Raw genomic sequence first — 17,509 nt, 5'->3', positions numbered from 1 at the left:
CCCCCGGAAAAAGGGAGAGAGGGGAGCGCAGGAGATAAACGGAGTAGCTGCCGCAGTGTTCCCCGGCAAACGAGAAGTGCCCCATTACAATCTCCCCCTCCCCCGGTTAGCCGCCTCGATATAGCGGTACAGCCTGCGGCTGATCTCCTCAATATCCGTTTCCGCGCGCACGGTCATATTCTCCACCACCACCAGCGGGCCGCCCTGGCCGTATGCTCCCGCCGCTACCGGCTGCCCTGGCGGCTCCGGCGGCACCGTCAACGAAGGAAGGCTTACTTCCAGCAGGCTGCCAAGCATCCGCTCCGCCTTGGGGATAGCGTTTTTGATGCTCTCGATTAGCGGGCCGCTGAAATCCAACTTGTCCAAATCCTTCAGCGGGCCCTCTTTAGCCGGGGAAAAGGGCAGGAAAGACCTGACCCGGGCCACGACGCTTTTAACGCTGTCGGCGACCCTGGCGGCGGCGCTGGTGATGCCGCTGGCGATACTGGCGATCAGGCTGCGCCCGGCGTCAAAAAAGCTCTTGCCCAGGCCTGTGACTATGGAGAGCGCCTGGTTCAGGGCATTGCGGATATTGCCCGCCAAAGCGCTCAGCGCCCGCGTGATGCCGCCTGCCAGGCTCTCGGCCAAGCGCACCCCGCTTGCCACAAGGCCGCTGATCCAGTTTCTGATATTGTCAAAAGCGCTTTTAATCCCGGCGGCCATATTCGCGGCCGCGGTTTTAATGCCGTCCCATACGGCGACCACTGCGTTTCTAAAACCCTCGTTGGTCTTCCACAGATGGATAATGATGGCCACCAGCGCCGCTATGGCCACGATCACAAGCCCGATGGGGTTGGCTGCCATCACCGCGTTCAGGACCTTTTGCGCCACCACCGCTACTTTTTGCGCCGCGGCCAGGGCATGGGTCTTCAGCGCGGCCAGGTTCTTGGCGTCGGCCAGCCATTTCACCGCCTTAATCGCCGAGCTGACGCCGTTTGCGAGTGTGCCCACCAGTGTAAGCAGCGGCCCGAGGGCGGCGGCGATGCCAAGAAATGAGAGGATCAGCTTCTGCGAGCCGCCGCTTAAGTTCGCAAACCAGTCCACCAAAGAGCTGAGCTTGCCGATCAGCCCTTCAATGGCGGGCATGGCGGAGTTGACGGCCTGCATCAGAGAAGTCCCCAGCGGCTCAAGGGCCACGGCCGCTTTGTTCCGCATCACGGCAAGCTGCTCCGCGAAATCCATCGTCTCAAAAGCCGCGCCGTTAATCGTTTCCCCGCTTGTCTTTAAAGCGGATACCAGCTCTGACAGCTCAAAGCGGCCTTCTCTGATGGCCGCCGCCATATCCGGTCCAATGCGGGCGCCGAACATCTCCAGGGCGATGGCGTTGGCCTCGCCGGTGGAGCCTGCTTCCTTGATCCTTTTCGTGACTTCTTCCAGCGCCGCCTTGGTGTCCGTAATGCCCGCTTTGGCCATTTTACCCAGCGCGATGCGCAGGCCGCCCAGGACCAGCTCGGTGTTGACCCCTTCTTTTTCAAACTTCCCCAGCATGGCCGCCGCCGTCTCCAGGTCAAAGCCCATCTGCCGCAGGGGCGCGCCAAACTGCACCAGCTTGGCGTTAAGATCGTTAAAGCCGATGCCAGTGCTCTGGGATACCTTGAAAAGGTAATCCATAGTGCCCGCGGTATCGTCCGCCGCTATGCTCCAGTCGCCGAACAGGCGGGAGGAGCCGGCGATCATGCCGGAGAGCTCCTCGCCGGTGATACGGGAGAGGTTGAGCATCTGGGTAGACAGCTCCCGCAGCGGTTTCCCGGCCAGGCCCGTCCTGGTGTTGAGATCGGCGATGGCGCTGCTCACCTCGGCCATCCCTGCGGGAACGGTGGAGTAGACCGCCCGGAAATCGTCCTGCAAGCCTGCCAGGGCCTCCCCGGTAGCGCCGGTGCCGACACGGATCTTGTCGAAAGCTCTGTCAAAATCCGTTCCCAGCTTTAAGATTCCCGCCGTCGCGGCCGCGATGGGAAGGGTCAGCCCTGTTGTGAGCGTCCCGCCGATGGAGGTGAGCGTTTTGCCCGCCTTATCCAGGGTTTTGGACGCCTCGCTTAAGCTTTTTTGCAGCTCGGAGATATCCGCGCCGATTTTCACGACCACATTGCGCAGTACCGCCATCCCATCACCTCCATTTCGCCGGGACTTTGAGCCCCTTGCTCCGCGCGATTCCGATCAGCTGCTCCGTGGAAAGGCGGCTTGGCGCGGCCTTTTTTCTTCCGCTTTCTTTAAGCATTTTCTTAAGGCTAGGCAGCCGCTTCTGCCTGGCGAAGGCTTCGATGTGCCAGGCCAGGTAGATAAGCTCTTGCCTTCGCTCCGCTTTTTCCTCGGCGTAGCCCTCAAAGAGGAGCCCCAGCTCAAAGGGGGTCAACTCCCAAACTTGGGCCGGGTGCATTTTGAGTTTCTTTACGGCGGCGGAGAACAGCTCAGCAAACCCTATTTCCCGGCTGCCTCCACCGCCTGCGGGTTTCCCGGCTGCGCGCCGAAGGCCAGCGTCATCGCTTCGCCCAGTTTCCCGGCCACCGTGGTGATGTCGCTGTACTCGTCAATTAAGTCCGCGCACTTTTCCGGGGTCAGCTCTTTGTCCTCATGAAAAAGACCGGCGTAGACAATTGTCCGCAGGTCTTTCACGGAGATATTGTCGAGGTCAAACTTTGTCAGGTTCTTGCCCGTCAGCTCCTCGATTTTAATCAGCGCGTTCATGCCGTAACGGAGCGTCCTCGGTTTGTCCAGCTCTATGGTGACGCCTGGTTTCATGCCCTCAGTCCTCCCTGTAATACAGATTGCCGCTGCCCTCAAACTCGATGCTCTCATTGACCACATCGTCGGCGGCCAATTCAATGCTGTCGCTTGCGATGAGCGCGTAGCCCTCATAGCGTTTTTTGTTGGTGCCTGTATCGAGATACAAGGCCACGATGATTTCCCGGCCGAGCCTTTCCGACAAGTACCCGTCCGCCCAGTAGCTCTCCGCGGAGGCCGTAAAGCCCTTTACGGCGGGCAGGTGTTCCTTCCAGCCCTCGCTCGCAAAGTTGGTTATATCCGCCGTGTCCGCCGCCAGCTCGGCGCTCCAGTTGAAGAAGCCGCCCGCCTGATCAACTTTTACGCTTTTGCCGCTGACCGTCACTGTGTCTCCTTCAAGTAGTGGCGCTAAAAAACGTATCACGCCGCCCAAATGTTCTACGGTAAATCCGCCGCTCGCCGCGATGTCGTTGACGTACACCACAACGGGCGCGTTTTTGTCCAGATACCTTAAGGTTTCGTTTTCAATGGTATAGACCGTCCTCTGCGGGTTGCCTGCAGCGCTTTCCTTGATAAAGGCTACCGGCTCAGCCTCCGTCTGCAGGAACACCGCGCCTACTTTACCTGCTAAAGGCATGTTTCTTCACCGCCTTAGTTGTATTCCAGCGCGCCGGTGCCCTGGAACTCAAAGGAAATACTGACCGTGTCGTCCACCGGGTCCTCCACGGACAGGCCGGAAATATGGGCGCTGCCGGAATAATAGTTTGCCGCGTTGACATAGAGCCTGAGCGAGACTTCCGCGCCGTTTAAGTACGCCTCCTGCAGCGCCCTCTGGCCGGTGGCGTCCGTATGCACCGAGTAGAAGCCTTCGGCCGACGCCGACCATTCCTTTAAGCCGGCGATGAATTTCTTCCAATCGTCGCCGAGGGCCGTTACGTCAAGCGTGTCCGCGCCCAGCTCCAGCGACCAGCTGCTGATATCCATAACGGCGCTTGCGCCCAGCCCCAGTTTGCCGCTTTTACCTGCTATGGCCATGGTTTAAACCTCCTCAAACTGAAATTCAAATTCTAAGGATACGGAATAAAGCCCCGTATCCTGTTCATAGTCGGACACTTCATCCAGGAGCAAGACAGCGCCGATGGTCAGGCCGTTCATCGCTCCGGAGAAGTCCTGCAGCGCCCCTTGGATGGTCTTAGCCGTCTCTATCGCCTGTCTATATGACTTGGCAAAGCAGCTAAACTGCAGCCGCTGCTTCACAAAGCCGCTGTCCGCTGTCAGGCTGTGCAGCCGCTCTATCGAAACGGGGAAATAGGCCACGGCCGGAAGATCGCGCTTTTGCGGCAAGAGGAATGGGTAGAGCGCGCCCTTTAGTTTTGGCTGCAGATAGCCGCTGACCGCTTCCTCCAGTCTCATCATCTCACCCTCCCGATGGCTTTTAAGAGCTCGTCGTTTACCGCCTTAGCGACGTTCTTTTTGTTCTCGTCAATAGCCGGGCGGAGAAAGGGCTGGGCCTTCATCTTGGATGTCCCCAGCTCCACCGGGGCAAAATGCTCCGCCCCTTTTCCCCTGGTCACCACATGCTCGCTTTTGATATTGGGCTTGCGCACCTTGCTTTTCTTGAGCGTTAAGCTGTCCCGCAAAAGCCCGGTATCCACCGGCGCTTTTTGCTTGGCCGCCGCCAGCACAATTTCGGCCCCGGCCCCTGAGGCTTTGTCCAGCGCCTCCGCCGCCGCGTCGCCCAGCTGCTCCACAAGCTTCATGACCTCGTCCAAGCCCTCGATATGCGTTTTCAGCTTCTTTACCCGCAGCCGTTTAGCCATCCGGGACACTCTCCTTGCACATGAGATTGAGCTCGACGCCGCGCTCCTCAAAATTCAGCGCGGAGATAATCTCGAAAACACGCGCGCCAAAGACGACGCGCATTTTCGGCGTGATCCCGCTGCGATAGCGCATGGTGATCTTTGTGGAAACCTCCGCGTTGGTTTGGGCGGAAGCGAAGTACTCCTTGCCGGAAACCGGCGTAATGCTGGCCCAGACCGTGGCCACGTCCGTCCATATCTGTTCCTCCGCGCCAAAGCTGTCTCTGCCGGCGTTATATGCCTGAATCCTGACCCGGTGCCGCAGTTTCCCGATTTTCATCACCACTCCGCCTTTCGGTAGGAGAAGAGCAGGGCCTTGAGCACCTGGGTCAGCTCGTCGTGTTTCAAGTCGTTTCGCTCCTCAAAAAGCTTGGCCACGGCGTAGTAAATAGCGTGCTTGACCGGCTCGGGGACGCTTCCCGCAAACTCGCTCAGAGGGAAGCGGAGGACGCCTTCCACCAGCTCCGCCGCCGCCTCAATCAGGCTTTCGATGAGCGCGTCCTCGGCCTCACCGTCAACTCTCAGCCACGCTTTTGTATCATGAAGTGTGACCGCCACCGCGCCCGCCCCCCTTTCCAAAACTGGGCAGGCAGCCGTTTAGGACTGCCTGCCGTAAGATAAAACTACGCCTTTTGCTGCAATATCTTGATGGCCTCCGGCAGCACCAGCTTGCCGTCCACACGCTGGGTGGCGATGAAGCCTACCTGCCCGGTGGGCGCGAACAGTTCGCTTAGCCGCTTGAACACCCGGCCCTGGCGGTCAGCCACCCAGTAGTAGCCGAAGTCGCCGAACACCACCGTTTTGGCCCCCGCCTCGATTACCGGCACATAGGCCGAGGTGTACAAGGGGCGGTTGAGGATGGTATCGGGTGTTGCTTCCTTGATGGACGGCTGCCAGAGGTACTGGCCGGTGCTGTCCTTGAGCTTGCGGATGGCCTTGACCGTGGCGTCGTTCATGACAAAGACGGCTTTTTTGCGGTAAGGGGACTTGAGGCTGTAGAACAGGTCCAGTATTTCGTCCAAGGTGATGGCTGCCGCGGCGGCTGTGGTCGCGCCAACCTGCCCGCCGCCTGTGGCGGCGAGGATGCCGGTGGGTTTCCCTAGGCCGTCGCCCACAAAGAAGGCTTCCTCCTCCTTGGCGCCGATGCGGCGGGCAAACTCCCTGGCGATGTAGCTTTCCAGATTGAAGACGCTGTCGTTTAACAGCTCCTCGCTGACCTTAATCATGGTGGCCAGCTTGAAAGCGCCGATGGACACCTGCCCGAAGCTGTCGTCGCTTTCAGGGATCTGCCCCTCCTCATCCACCCAGGAGGCGGTGCCTTTGCTTGCCACCACGGGGATCTTGCGGTCGCCGCTGGAGGTGGTAATGACATTGGCCAGCTGCCGGAAGATATTTTCTTCCTCAAGGGATTTTACCAGAGTGCGCTCAAACTCATCAGGCACCAGGTAGCCGCCCTCGGTATCCTCGCCTACCTGCAGCGCGTTTTGGATATCGGCGGTGCGCTTGCCGCGCATGGCGTTCCAGAAGGCCCGCTTGTACTCGGCGGCGGCCCGGCCGCTCTTGCTCTCGCTGTGGGCAGACGGCTTGTTGGTGATGGGGTTATTGGTCGGCTGGGACAGCTCCGCGTCAAGGGCGGCCTGGCGCTCCAGCCGCTCGATTTCCCTGCCCAGCGCCACGACGTCGCCCTCCATCTTCTCGTAGGCGGCGGTGTCTTCTGCGGACAAAAGCCCGTCGCCGCCCCGCTTGCTGTCAAGGTAGGCCTTAGCCGCTTCCCAGGCCTTGGCGCGCTTTTCGCGCAGTTCCAGGATTTTGCTCATTGTGTTTGTCCTCCTTAAAATTTAGTGGGAAATTAATGAGAGCCGCTTATCCAGCGACTCGATGGGGGTACCTGTTTTCGGTTTTACTTTAGGGATTTTCCCAAGCAGGGAGTTGGCGACCGCCATGCGGCTGAAGATCAGGCCTTCTCCTGAGTCTTGCGGTTCCTCGCCGGATGTGAACAGGATTTTGTCGGCAAAGCCGAGTTCCACAGCCTTTTTCGCGTTCATCCAGGTTTCCGCGTCCATGAGGTGGGAGAGCTTCACTCTTGAAAGGCCGGATTTCAGCTCATAGGCGTTGATGATGCTCTCCTTGACCTCATCCAGCAAGGCCTTGGCGCGGAGCATCTCCTCGCTGTCGCCGATGGCGATGGTGCTGGGGTTGTGGATCATGAGCATGGAGACGGGGGACATATATACCTCGCCGCCGGCCATGGCGATAACTGAAGCGGCGCTGGCGGCGAGGCCGTCAATCTTGACGGTGACCTGCCCGGCATAGTCCATGAGCATGTTGTAAATCTGCGCCGCCGCGAAAATATCGCCGCCGGGAGAGTTAATCCACACCGTGATGTCGCCCGCGCCCGCCAGCAGCTCGCCTTTAAACAAAGTGGGCGTCACCTCGTCGCCCCACCATGTTTCTTGCGCAATGGGGCCGTTAAGATAGAGGGTGCGCTCTTCGTCCGAATTGCGCACCCAGTTCCAGAATTTCCTCATGTGCTGACCTCCTTCGGTTGATGGTTGGCAAAGACGCCCGCCTCAGCCAGCTTCGTCATATTGCCGTTGACCAGATACAAGTCCCCGCCCTCCTCGGCGGGGATGCAGTTCATATCCTCAAGTTCGCGGATGTCGTTCGCCGACAGCCAGCCGTTCTGTCGTCCCGTGGCGTAACCGGCCATCCTGCTTTGGTAGTCGCCCCGCAGCAGCCCGTCCACATTGAACCGCACAAAGTAGCGGGGCTTTTCCGAAGGCAGGAGGAGGGACTGCTGCAAAGCCTGCTCCCAGCGCACCACCCACGGGTCGAGGGTGTACTTGACGAATTCCAGCGACTGCTGCTCGATGTTGGAAAAGCTGGACTTCTCAAGGTCGCCGACCATGTGCGGAGGTATGCGGAAAATGCGGGCGATCTCGTTGATCTGGAATTTGCGTGTCTCCAGAAACTGCGCTTGTTCCGGCGGGATGCCGATGGCCTGGAATTTCATGCCCTCTTCCAGCACGGCGATGCGGTGGGCGTTGCCGCTGCCTTGATAGACCGCATTCCAGCTTTCCCGCACCCTTTTGGGGTCTTTGACGACGCCCGGATGCTCCAGCACGCCGCCCGGATTGGCTCCGTTGGCGAAGAAGGAAGCGCCGTATTCCTCCGTGGCCATGGCCATGCCGATGGCGTTCTTGGCAATGGCGATGGGCGAGTAGCCGATCAGCCCGTCAAAGCCAAGGCCGGGGATATGCAAGACCTCGTCCCGACGCAGCGTCACCGTCCCGCTGTCAGGGTTAATCCGGCTTTCCTCGGCGTCGCGGCGGTAGGTATAGGTCAGTTCGCCGTTTGCGGCTCGCGCCACATCCATCTTGTTCGGCAGCAGGGGGTAGAGGGCCATTATCTGGCCGCGCCCGTCCCGGATCACCTGCGCGTAGGCGTTGCCCCAAAGCAGAAGATGGCTCATCAGCGTTTCCCTGAACACAAATGAAGTCATCTCCGGGTTTGGTTCGCTATGGAGGAGGTAGTACAGCCGGTGCCCCACCGCTTTCTCCTTGCCGCCATCGGCTTTGTAGCGGTATACGCGCAGCGGCAGCCCGGCTATAGCTTCGGCCAGTATGCGCACGCAGGCATACACCGCCGTGGCCTGCATGGCTGTCCGCTCGTTGACCATCTTGCCGCTGGCGGTACCGCCGAACAGGAAGGAGAACCCGCTGCCCACGCGGTTTTGCGGCCTATCCCGCGTGCGGAACAGCCGGGAGAATATGCTCATAGGATCAGTAACCCCCTCTCATCATAGACTGAAGCGCCGCCATCGCCGGAGCCGCAGCGCAGGGCGCGGTCGAGCGCCATAATGGTCGCCACCGCGCCGTCGATTCGTTCCGTGGATTTTTCTTTGTCCGGTTTGATGTTGCCGGCGGGATCCGTGCGAATGAAGATATTGTCCATCATCCAGCGCAGCACCGGATGCCCGCCGTGGGCGATTCTTTCCTCCAGCGTCAGCTTCATCAGCTCCTTGGTGGGCGGACTCATGTCTTTAAAGCCCTGCCCGAAGGGGACGACGGTAAAGCCCAGCCCCTCAAGGTTCTGTACCATCTGCACCGCGCCCCAGCGGTCAAAGGCGATTTCGCGGATGTTATACTTTTCGCCTAAGTTTTCAATGAAGCGCTCAATGAAGCCGTAATGCACCACGTTCCCCTCGGTGGTCAGCAAATATCCCTGCTTCTCCCAGAGGTCGTACTGCACATGGTCTCGCCGCACCCGCAGGCCGATATTGTTCTCCGGCATCCAGAAGAAGGGGAGGACGCTGTATTTGTCGTCCTCATCTTCCGGCGGGAACACCAGCACAAAGGCGGTAATGTCGGTAGTGGAGGAGAGGTCAAGCCCGCCGTAGCAGACCCGCCCCTCGAGGCTTGCCCCATCCACCGGGAAGGCGCAGGCGTCCCACTTCGCCATCGGCATCCAGCGGACGGCCTGTTTGACCCATTGATTCAGGCGCAGCTGCCGGAAGCTGTTCTCCTCGGCGGGGTTCTGTTTCGCGCTTTCACAAGCCGCCCTCACTTTGTCGATGCCCACCGTAATGCCTAAACTTGGGTTCACTTTCTTCCACACCTTGGGGTCAGTCCAGTCGTCGTCCTCCTTCGCCCCGTAGATCACGGGATAGAAGGTGGGGTCGCGCTTCCTGCCTTCGAGGATATCTTTGGCCTTCTGGTGCGTCTCGTAGCAGATGCTCTGGTTGTCCGTTCCCGCCGTGGTGATCAGGAAGTACAGCGGCTGCCGCCGCGCGTCGCCGGAGCCTCTGGTCATTACGTCAAAGAGCTTGCGGTTAGGCTGGGTGTGCAATTCGTCGAACACCACGCCGTGGATGTTGAAACCGTGCTTGGAGTACGCCTCCGCGCTCAGCACCTGGTAGAAGCTGTTGGTCGGCAGGTATACCAGCCGTTTTGTGGAAGCGAGTAACTTCACTCGCCTTGACAGCGCCGGGCACATCCGCACCATATCGGCCGCCACCTCGAACACGATGGAGGCCTGCTGGCGGTCGGCGGCGCAGCCATACACCTCGGCGCGTTCCTCGCCGTCGCCGCACGTAAGCAGCAGGGCGATGGCGGCGGCCAGTTCAGACTTGCCTTGTTTTTTGGGGATCTCCACATAGGCCGTGTTGAACTGCCTGCAGCCGTTGGGTTTGAGGATGCCGAAAATGTCGCGGACAATCTGCTCCTGCCAGTCGATCAGCTCAAAGGGCTTCCCCGCCCAGGCGCCTTTGGTGTGGGAGAGGGCTTCGATAAAAGAAACGGCGTAATCGGCGGCGGCCTTGTCGTAGTATGAGCCTTCCGCCATGAAGGAGGTCGGCCTGTATTTTTTCAGTTTGCGCATAGGCCCGCCTCCTTGTTTGAGCAAAAGAAAAGAGCCTCACGAAGAAGCCCTTGTTTCCTGTTTATATATTTACTGTCAGCTATTTTCTCTCATCCGCATCGCCCGTCAGGATAAACCGGCTGTACTCGGCTTTGTGCTCCTCCAGGTACAGCACAAGTTCGTAAAAGCCGCGCACATAGGCTTCGTGCTGAACGCGCGGCAGGTCAAACATATTGGTGACGCCGCTGTCCCGGATGGAGAGTATTTGCTCCTTTATCGTTTCATTCATGGGCGGTTTCCTCCGTTTCCGCCGAATCGATGGTCGCCTGGCGCAGGATCTCCACATCGAAGCCAGCGTCCCTGTAGCCTTCGAGGATAACCGAGTAATAATAGCAGCTTGGCTGCCCCAGCGGCCTGCCCTCGTTCATGATATACACCATCGCGCTGACTGTCTTGCCGTTTAGCTCTACTTTCACCGTTTCCTTGCGGTAAAAGAACGGCCAGCCCTCATAGCGGTCGAGCGCCACTTCGTCAGCCTGGGTGATCTCCCAGACCAGCACAGGGACGCTGCCGCTTGGGCAAGGCTCCACCGTCGCCACCGCGTTTTCGCGCGCGCCCCGGAACAGGAGCCGCCAGCCAGCCATCATGCTTGCCCCCAGCACCCTCGCCGTGGGGCATCTGTCCGCCATCTGCTCCCGGTTTAAGTTGGAACCGTAGGCGATGTACAGCTTGTTGCGATTATCCATTGTCTATGCCCTCCTTGCTCTTTGGCTGCGGGGGCGGCTCAAGCCGCCCGAAACCGCCAGGCCGCCGAGCCGTTTAAGTGTGCGGTCAGGTGCTCCCGGCAGTTGGCGAACTCCTCGCCGATGAAGCCGATGCGGTTTAGGTAGGTCCGCATGGCGAACTTTTCGTTCTCGGCCTGGGGCTTTTTCGCCGAGGCGCATTTTTGCGTCAGCGCCTGGTGGTTCAAAGCCAGGGCGAGGACTATGTAACTTCTGATCTTTCCCGCGTGAAGCTCGCTGTTGAAGCCTCTCAGCTCCACCGTGCGGTTGCCGGTGAAAAAGCTGTGCAGGTTGAGGAAGTGGTAGCGGCTGTGGTGGTAATGCCGGTCGCGGCTTTCACTGTAGCCCTCGTACCAGATCTCCTCAATCGCCCGCAGGGTTTTGGGCTTTCTGCGGTTCATCTTCTCCACCAGCAGGCTGTCCATCTTCTTGCAGTAGCTCATCCGCTCCGGCGCAATCTGCAGCGCTTTGTAGAAAAGGTCATTCTTGCTGGCGATGATGTTCACGAAGTTGCGGATGCTGCGCGGCGTGTGGCTTCCCCCGTCAAGGTGGAGGTGGATGCCGCAGGTGGCGCTCGCGAAGGCTCCGGCCTTGCGCAGTTTGCGCACCAGCTCCTGCAGGGTGGCGATGTCCTCGCGGTAGGTGAGGATGGGGCTGACCAGCTCCACGCTGTATTCGCGGCTGGCCGGAACCCGCTGCCGTCCTTGCCTCATTTGGCAGGTGATGCTGCCGTCGCTCATGAACTTCCAGACCCTGCCGTCCGGTGCTGTGACCTTCTTGGTGTCGTAGGTGTCGGCTGCGCTCGTCACCGTTCCGGCGAGGTGTTCCGCCGCGATGCGCGCCGCCTCGCTTCTGGTGATGCCCGTGAACTCGATCTCAATCCCGAATCTTCCCGTTAGCATGCTGTTTATCCTCCTTTAAGGGCGTTTGTGGTGTGCCTTCCGGCATACACATATATCACTCTGAAAGGGGATAATAGCAAGCTATTTCTGCGGAAAAACCACAGAAATATCAGGGAACTTAGGCATCGGCGTCCACCTCCGTTTTGGCAGGGGCGCCGCTCTTAAACGCGCTGTTGCCGGAGAGATTTTTCAAAAGGATTTTCCGCGCCTCCTTGTAATCGTCGCCCACAAAGCCGAGGCGAAGGAGGAACACCCGAAAGGCGTACTTCTCGTTCTCCACCGCTTTTTCCCTGCCTGTGACCCGTTTCTGACCTTTCGCCGCCGCGCAGAGGGCGCCGATGAAGCGGGAGTAGGCGGCGACTGTTGCGCCGTCTATGCCGAACTTAAACCAGGGGAACTTAAGCGTCGTTTCCGTGCGCTCGACGGGGAGGGAGTCCGCGCCGATTGCTTTCTTGATCAGCGCCGCTTTGCCGGCAATCAGCCGGTCGAGGTTCTCCAGCGCCGTGTCGGTAAAGCCCACAAGCGGCATCTCGATGGTCAGCGTGTCGGTGTCGATTTCCTCTTCTGCCGGGACAAAGCCCATCTCCCGCAGTCTACCGAGCAGATTGCGTATGGCCGCCTCGTCCGTGCGCTCATCCCAGGAAAGGGTGCCGCCCCGGCTGATGGTGACATTGCTGACCACATAGGCGAAGCTTGGCGCGCCCTTGTAGACCGGCTCCCAGCCGAGAGCTTCTCCTGCCGCCTTGACGAGCGCTTTGCGGGCCTCGCCGGTTACATTGAATTTTAATTCCATTTTCATAAGCCTCCTTAGCTTCTTGGTGACTACATATATCACTCTGAAGCTGTGGAATAGCAAGTTATTTATGCGAAATATGAGGAATTATTGTGCTTTGGATTGCGGCTGCTCCACATCGCCGAATGCTGCCTTCACGCCGTCCCGGAGGAGAAATACATTCTCCGCGCCGCCCACCTGCTCGATATACCTTTTGACGATCACGTCGCAGAACTTTTCGTCCAGCTCCACCGTGTAACAAACCCTGTCCGTCTGGTCGCAGGCGATGAGGGTGGAGCCGCTCCCGCCGAAGGGGTCGAGCACGATACAGCCCGTCAGGCTGGAGTTGAGTATGGGGTAGGCCAAAAGCGGCACCGGCTTCATTGTGGGGTGGTCGGCGTTCTTCCTCGGCTTGTCAAACTCCCAGATGGTGGACTGCTTGCGGTCGGAGTACCAGGCGTGCTTGCCTGTTTTCCTCCAGCCAAAGAGGATCGGTTCGTGCTGCCAGTGGTAAGGCGAGCGCCCCAGCACCAGCGACTGCTTCTTCCAGATGCATGCGCCGGAGAGGTAGAAACCTGCGTCGGCAAAGGCCCTGCGGAAGTTTAAGCCCTCAGTGTCGGCGTGGAAGACATAGATGGATGCGTCTTTGGCCATCGCCTTTTCGGTCAACGTAAAAGCATCCAGCAGAAAGCGGTAGAAGGCTTCATCCGCCATGTGGTCGTTTTTGATCTTGCCCGCCGCGCCTTCGTAATTTACATTATATGGCGGGTCGGTGACCACCAGGTTTGCCGCCTTGCCGTCCATGAGCAGGGCGAAGGTCTCGGCGCGGGTGGAGTCGCCGCAGACAAGGCGGTGCCTACCTAAAAGCCACAGGTCGCCCGGCTTCGTTACCGCGGGTTTCCGCAGCTCGCTCTCCACGTCAAAATCGTCGTCTTTTACGCCGTCCGCAATGGTGTCCTTGAACAGCGCGTCGATTTCGGCGGGGTCAAAGCCGGTAAGCGAAAGATCAAAGTCCGCCCCCTGCAGGTCGGCGATAACCAGGGCCAGCTTCTCCTGGTCCCAGTCGCCCTGAATCTTATTGAGGGCGAGGTTGAGCGCCTTTTCCTTTGCGGCGTCCAGTTCCACCACCACGCAGTCGATGGCGGCAGCGCCGTCCGCCAGCAGTATTTTTAGCCGCTGGTGCCCGCCTACCACGTTGCCCGTGGTCTTATTCCAGACGACAGGTTCCACATAACCGAACTCCGCCATGGAGCGGCGCAGCTTCTCGTATTCCGCGTCGCCTGGTTTTAAGTCTTTGCGGGGGTTGTATTTTGCCGCCTTAATTCTTGTGACGGGGATTTTTTGTATCTCCAAACCTTATCCCTCCCTAAATGGACATAAAAAAACCACACCGGTTAAGATGTGGTTAAGACTGGGGCTATAAAAAATCAGTCATGTGATTTTTTCCCATAGAACAAGAAGAACCCTATCGTATTAAGCAAAATTGTCACCACAAGAAGCAGTGTGGAGACCATCGCCACTGCGGAGGACGTATCCATAAGCGCTGACCAATCCTCAATTTTCACCAGATGATCGGTATAGAAAAGTTGCATACAGAGGGAAACGGCGCAGGCACTGACGCTTGTTATGGATAAGACAGCCCAGTGTCTGTGATCCGTCTTATTACGCCGCATAAGATTGACAACTGGAAGTATCCATGCTATCAACCCAAGCGCAAGACTTCCCAGATTTAGCCAACTTGCTCCCATTAAAATCAACCCCTTTGTGAGACCCATATGTTTGCTTCTGAATTATAGTATACTCGGAAAAACAGGGTATTTCAATTATACCCTGATTGCTTTTTCACCGGTGAAAGTCTCCCAGCGCTTGACCGCCAAGTCGCAGTAAACGGGGGATAGCTCCATAGCGCAGCAGCGGCGCTCGGTCTGCTCCGCCGCGATAATGGTGGTGCCGCTGCCGGAGAACGGCTCCAAAACAATGCCGCCCCGGTCGCTGTGCATCTTGATGCAGCGCCAGGGCAGCTCTACCGGGAACATGGCCGGATGCTCCTTGTTGGCGCGCACCGTGGTCATCTCCCAGATACCCGCGTAGCCCCATTTTTTGCGTTCGTCTTTAGTCAGCCGCTTGACGAAGCGGTAGCTGTGCCCGGCGAAGGCCGAGAGCCACAGATATTCCTGGTCGTTGTACTCCTCGGCTTCGCCGTTCTTGCTGAAGGTTGAAATGTACTCGTACTGCTGCACCGGCTTGTTGGAAACGAGGTGATAAGGGCCGACGCCAAAATTCATCCCTTGCTTTTTCCAGATGCGGATCCAGATCGGGCGGTAGCCGTTTTCGGCAAACATGTTCACGGAATAGACGCTGGTCGGCTCGATGAACTGGGAGCCGGTAGCGTATAGGTCGCCTAAGTTCCAGCAGACGATCTCTGCGTATCTGCACAGGTTTTTAATCACCGGCCGGATAGTCTGAAACCACGGCTCGATGCCCGCCTTTTCATATTCTTTGCCCACGCCGTAAGGCGGCGAGGTGACGGCTGCCTGGGCGCGGCCGCCGTCCATGAGCTTGGCGAAGTCAGCCTCATTGGTGGAATCGCCGCACAGCAGGCGGTGTCTGCCCAAAAGCCAGATATCCCCCGGCTTTGTGATCGCTCCTTCGACTTCGATGCGCTCCTTTTCCTTGTCCACATCGAAGTCGTCCTGCACCGCCTCCTTGGCGTGCCAGCGGTTGAGCAGCTCATCAACCTCCGCGGCGTCAAAGCCGGTGAGGGAGACGTCAAACGCGCCCGCGTCAAGCTCCGCCATCAACTCCGCCAGCTTGGTTTCGTCCCATTCGCCCTGAATCTTGTTGAGGGCGAGGTTGAGCGCCTTTTCTTTCTGCGGGTCAAGCTCCACCACAACGCAGTCAATCTCGCTGTGGGCCAAATCAAGCAGCACCTTCAGGCGTTGGTGGCCGCCCACCACATTGCCGGTCCGGCGATTAAAGATTACCGGCTCCACATAGCCGAACTCCTCGATGGAGCGCCGGAGCTTTTGATACTCCTTGTCGCCGGGTTTTAAGTCTTTGCGCGGGTTGTACCGAGCGGGCCTTAAAAGCTCCGCCTTGATTTTTTCTATCTTCATCTGTCGCCCCTCCTGGCGGAGAGCAGCCTCTCCATCACGTCGTCCTGCGGATTGCCGACAAAAGCTGTAGTGCAGTTTTGCTTGACGATGTCGAAAATCTCGTACCAGAGAAGATTCGCCTGCTTTTGGAAGGACTGGCTCATCTGCACGAACGGGCTGGCTATCGCGCCGCCCGTGGTCGGGTGCTTGCCTAAAAGCCCGTAGGTGCTGATGGCTTCTTCGCACTGGATGTAGCGGGTGAACGCCTGGGCGTAGGCTTCAATCAGCCGCGGGTTGACGAATTTCTCGCAGCCGCGATCTTTTAGCCATTTCCACGTTTCAATGAACAGCGCGTCCGCGCCCAGCGGTTTCCCGTCTCTTTGCCGCGCGCTTAAGTAGTCGCTTGGCGCAGGCATATCCTCGCCGAATAAATCCGCCGCGCCGCCCAGTTCGCCAGCTTCAAGCAGCGACTCGGGAGGCAGTTTAGGGGGTTCCAAAACGCGTGCGGCCTTGCCCGCCGTGATTTTCTCCGCGAGGGGCTGCGGCTTGTCGCCAGCGCGCACGCGGCGGCCGCCCCTGTTTGTTCCGTCTTTTGCCACGCGCCCTCACCTCCTTGCCGCGGCGGGGCTTAATCCCCTGTTTGAACCGTGATTTTTTCGCGCGTGACCCGCCGCCCGTTGCCCGGGGCGAAGATTGTAGAGATTTTGACCGCCCCTACCGGACGCACACTTTTTGTTTTGTATTGACAACGTGCATATCATGCAGTATGCTGAATATACTAAGCAGCGAAAGGAGTGCAATGCCATGAGTGAAACTACAAATATCAGCATCCGGATAGATGTTCAACTTAAGAAGCAGGCCGAAGAACTTTTCTCGGACTTGGGCCTCAATATGACCACAGCTATGACTATGTTTCTTCGTCAGGCTGTACGCAGCCAAGGAATCCCGTTTGAGATTTCCCGTGTTCCGAACGCGGAAACAATCGCGGCAATGAGAGAAGCGGAAGCCATTGCTCGCGACCCAAACGTAAGGGGTTACACCGATCTTGACGCGCTGTTTAAAGATTTGAAAGCATGAAATATACCGTCAAACCCACAAACAGATTCCGCAAGGACTACAAGCTGATGGAAAAACGTAACTTGGATATGTCCTTGCTTGATGAAATCATCGCGAAGTTGGCACAGGGCATCCCGCTTCCTTCGAACAACCGCGACCATGAACTGACTGGTAACTATGCCGGGCATCGGGAATGTCATATCCAGCCCGATTGGTTGCTTATCTATCGCATTGAGAAAGATGTTCTTGTTCTTACGCTGACCCGCACGGGTACCCACAGCGATTTATTCTAAGCGTCTCTGCCAGCGTCCGCCTTCCCTGGCGGTGATCTTCGAGTGGCAGGAAGTACACAAAGACATGAGGTTATCGTTGTCGTTGGTGCCGCCTTGCGCCAGCGGCTTAATGTGGTGGACTTCCTGCGTTGGCGTAAACCGTCCCCGTTCTAAGCAGCGTTCGCAAAGCGGATGCGCCGCGCGGTAGCGGTCGCGCACCTTCCGCCACGTCCGGCCGTAGAGCTTGCGCGTCGCCGGGTCACACTGGTAGCGTTCGTATCGTTTTGCTTCCTGCTTGGCGTGTTCTTCGCAGAACCGGCCGTCCGTCAGCTTCGGACAGCCGGGGTGGGAGCAGGGCCGCTTGGGTTTGTAGGGCATCACTTCACCTCATTTTTGGCAAAGTGAAAGGACGCCCACCGTGTGACGAGCGCCCTCTCAGATATTTTGCTAACCGAGTATCAAGTACGTTAATTTTGTCAAACACAATCCCCATGCAATTGAATAGATTTAATCTTGTAGCGGAATAATCCTCCCGGTGCTTTAACTTCTATTTCATCACCGACTTTTTTTAACAACAATGCCTTGCCAACCGGCGATAAGTATGAAATATCTCCTGCACTTACACTGCTGCGGAAGGGACTCACTATGCGGTA

The 17,509-nt window shown here is 58.3% G+C and carries 24 protein-coding genes; 2 read left to right on the top strand and 22 right to left on the bottom strand.

Features of this window, described 5'->3' with window-relative positions:
* Positions 1–84 precede the first annotated feature (84 nt).
* The 20 genes from KGZ66_06155 to KGZ66_06060 form a co-directional block, all read right to left on the bottom strand.
* Entirely contained in the window at positions 85–2,142 is a 2,058-nt protein-coding gene (locus KGZ66_06155; GenBank protein MBS3985167.1) for a phage tail tape measure protein, read from the bottom strand.
* A gap of 4 nt (positions 2,143–2,146) precedes the next feature.
* Entirely contained in the window at positions 2,147–2,416 is a 270-nt protein-coding gene (locus tag KGZ66_06150; GenBank protein MBS3985166.1) for a hypothetical protein, read from the bottom strand.
* A gap of 41 nt (positions 2,417–2,457) precedes the next feature.
* Entirely contained in the window at positions 2,458–2,778 is a 321-nt protein-coding gene (locus KGZ66_06145) for a hypothetical protein (protein MBS3985165.1), read from the bottom strand.
* Between the two features lie 4 nt (positions 2,779–2,782).
* Complete coding sequence (locus tag KGZ66_06140) at positions 2,783–3,397, bottom strand: hypothetical protein (GenBank protein MBS3985164.1); 615 nt, start codon at positions 3,395–3,397, stop codon at positions 2,783–2,785.
* Between the two features lie 14 nt (positions 3,398–3,411).
* Positions 3,412–3,795, bottom strand: a complete 384-nt coding sequence (locus tag KGZ66_06135) for a hypothetical protein (protein ID MBS3985163.1) — start codon at positions 3,793–3,795, stop codon at positions 3,412–3,414.
* 3 nt (positions 3,796–3,798) lie between these two features.
* Positions 3,799–4,176, bottom strand: coding sequence for a hypothetical protein (locus KGZ66_06130; protein ID MBS3985162.1), 378 nt, complete (start codon positions 4,174–4,176; stop codon positions 3,799–3,801).
* Positions 4,173–4,580, bottom strand: coding sequence for an HK97 gp10 family phage protein (locus tag KGZ66_06125; protein MBS3985161.1), 408 nt, complete (start codon positions 4,578–4,580; stop codon positions 4,173–4,175). The genes KGZ66_06130 and KGZ66_06125 overlap by 4 nt, the downstream gene beginning before the upstream one ends.
* Complete coding sequence (locus KGZ66_06120) at positions 4,573–4,899, bottom strand: phage head closure protein (protein MBS3985160.1); 327 nt, start codon at positions 4,897–4,899, stop codon at positions 4,573–4,575. The genes KGZ66_06125 and KGZ66_06120 overlap by 8 nt, the downstream gene beginning before the upstream one ends.
* Positions 4,899–5,177, bottom strand: a complete 279-nt coding sequence (locus KGZ66_06115) for a head-tail connector protein (protein MBS3985159.1) — start codon at positions 5,175–5,177, stop codon at positions 4,899–4,901. The genes KGZ66_06120 and KGZ66_06115 overlap by 1 nt, the downstream gene beginning before the upstream one ends.
* Positions 5,178–5,242: 65 nt before the next feature.
* A complete protein-coding gene (locus KGZ66_06110; GenBank protein ID MBS3985158.1) occupies positions 5,243–6,436 on the bottom strand; it encodes a phage major capsid protein in 1,194 nt (397 codons plus the stop codon).
* A gap of 21 nt (positions 6,437–6,457) precedes the next feature.
* Complete coding sequence (locus tag KGZ66_06105) at positions 6,458–7,147, bottom strand: Clp protease ClpP (GenBank protein ID MBS3985157.1); 690 nt, start codon at positions 7,145–7,147, stop codon at positions 6,458–6,460.
* The gene (locus tag KGZ66_06100; protein ID MBS3985156.1) at positions 7,144–8,397 is read right to left on the bottom strand and encodes a phage portal protein; all 1,254 of its coding nucleotides are present in this window, start codon (positions 8,395–8,397) and stop codon (positions 7,144–7,146) included. The genes KGZ66_06105 and KGZ66_06100 overlap by 4 nt, the downstream gene beginning before the upstream one ends.
* Positions 8,394–9,998: a terminase large subunit gene (locus KGZ66_06095; protein MBS3985155.1), complete on the bottom strand. Its 1,605-nt coding sequence runs from the start codon at positions 9,996–9,998 to the stop codon at positions 8,394–8,396. The genes KGZ66_06100 and KGZ66_06095 overlap by 4 nt, the downstream gene beginning before the upstream one ends.
* 79 nt (positions 9,999–10,077) lie before the next feature.
* Positions 10,078–10,266, bottom strand: coding sequence for a DUF5049 domain-containing protein (locus tag KGZ66_06090; GenBank protein ID MBS3985154.1), 189 nt, complete (start codon positions 10,264–10,266; stop codon positions 10,078–10,080).
* Positions 10,259–10,723, bottom strand: a complete 465-nt coding sequence (locus KGZ66_06085; protein MBS3985153.1) for a gamma-glutamylcyclotransferase — start codon at positions 10,721–10,723, stop codon at positions 10,259–10,261. The genes KGZ66_06090 and KGZ66_06085 overlap by 8 nt, the downstream gene beginning before the upstream one ends.
* Positions 10,724–10,761: 38 nt before the next feature.
* Positions 10,762–11,661 (bottom strand): amidoligase family protein, encoded by a 900-nt coding sequence (locus KGZ66_06080; GenBank protein ID MBS3985152.1) that lies wholly within the window; start codon positions 11,659–11,661, stop codon positions 10,762–10,764.
* Positions 11,662–11,779: 118 nt separating this feature from the next.
* Positions 11,780–12,454: a virulence protein gene (locus KGZ66_06075; protein ID MBS3985151.1), complete on the bottom strand. Its 675-nt coding sequence runs from the start codon at positions 12,452–12,454 to the stop codon at positions 11,780–11,782.
* Positions 12,455–12,541: 87 nt separating this feature from the next.
* Positions 12,542–13,786, bottom strand: a complete 1,245-nt coding sequence (locus KGZ66_06070) for a DNA modification methylase (protein ID MBS3985150.1) — start codon at positions 13,784–13,786, stop codon at positions 12,542–12,544.
* Positions 13,787–14,256: 470 nt separating this feature from the next.
* The gene (locus KGZ66_06065; GenBank protein ID MBS3985149.1) at positions 14,257–15,549 is read right to left on the bottom strand and encodes a DNA modification methylase; all 1,293 of its coding nucleotides are present in this window, start codon (positions 15,547–15,549) and stop codon (positions 14,257–14,259) included.
* Positions 15,546–16,127 carry a terminase gene (locus KGZ66_06060; GenBank protein ID MBS3985148.1) on the bottom strand — a complete coding sequence of 194 codons (582 nt, stop codon included), beginning with the start codon at positions 16,125–16,127 and terminating at the stop codon, positions 15,546–15,548. Before KGZ66_06060 ends, KGZ66_06065 begins: the two co-directional genes overlap by 4 nt.
* 205 nt (positions 16,128–16,332) lie before the next feature.
* Here KGZ66_06060 and KGZ66_06055 point away from each other — a divergent pair, with 205 nt between their 5' ends.
* Positions 16,333–16,605 carry a type II toxin-antitoxin system RelB/DinJ family antitoxin gene (locus KGZ66_06055; GenBank protein MBS3985147.1) on the top strand — a complete coding sequence of 91 codons (273 nt, stop codon included), beginning with the start codon at positions 16,333–16,335 and terminating at the stop codon, positions 16,603–16,605.
* Complete coding sequence (locus tag KGZ66_06050) at positions 16,602–16,877, top strand: type II toxin-antitoxin system YafQ family toxin (protein ID MBS3985146.1); 276 nt, start codon at positions 16,602–16,604, stop codon at positions 16,875–16,877. The genes KGZ66_06055 and KGZ66_06050 overlap by 4 nt, the downstream gene beginning before the upstream one ends.
* Here KGZ66_06050 and KGZ66_06045 read toward each other — a convergent pair.
* Positions 16,869–17,234: an HNH endonuclease gene (locus KGZ66_06045; protein MBS3985145.1), complete on the bottom strand. Its 366-nt coding sequence runs from the start codon at positions 17,232–17,234 to the stop codon at positions 16,869–16,871. The two genes, KGZ66_06050 and KGZ66_06045, sit on opposite strands and share 9 nt — an antisense overlap.
* Positions 17,235–17,332: 98 nt before the next feature.
* Positions 17,333–17,509, bottom strand: a 177-nt coding sequence (locus tag KGZ66_06040) for a GreA/GreB family elongation factor (protein MBS3985144.1), incomplete at its 5' end; no start/stop codon positions are given.

It is taken from the genome of Selenomonadales bacterium (assembly GCA_018335585.1).
Lineage (GTDB): Bacteria > Bacillota > UBA994 > UBA994 > UBA994 > UBA994.
This window is presented reverse-complemented; position numbering and strand designations above follow the sequence as displayed.